This window comes from Paraburkholderia sp. SIMBA_030, assembly GCF_046535245.1.
Classification (GTDB): Bacteria; Pseudomonadota; Gammaproteobacteria; order Burkholderiales; family Burkholderiaceae; genus Paraburkholderia.
This window is the reverse complement of sequence record NZ_JAWRXB010001492.1, coordinates 1-241: the sequence shown is the minus strand read 5'-3', so window position 1 is coordinate 241 and position 241 is coordinate 1. Positions and strand designations below refer to the sequence as shown.

Sequence of the window (241 nt, the reverse complement as noted above, 5' to 3'; positions counted from 1 at the left end):
CATCGCAGACGCACCGGCCCAAGAGCCCGGTGACCCCAGGAGCGCTGGAATTGACCGTCCGTTTCAAGGCCCCCACAGGCCAGAAGTTGGATGACCGTTGGGGTGACCCCACGCAGCTGAAAATCTCATCCACGCCAGCCGAACTCCTGGTTTCCGGAGGCGGAACGTCGGTGGGCCTGTTGCGCACGCTCGAGTTGTCGAGCGATGTTCCCGAGGGCATCCTTCACATCACCGCGCGCGC

At 64.3% G+C, this 241-nt stretch carries 1 protein-coding gene; it reads left to right on the top strand.

All coding sequences use genetic code 11. The features are described from left to right. Positions 1–50: 50 nt before the first annotated feature. On the top strand, positions 51–241 hold a 191-nt coding region (locus tag SB772_RS45005), incomplete at its 3' end, for a hypothetical protein (RefSeq protein WP_410839153.1).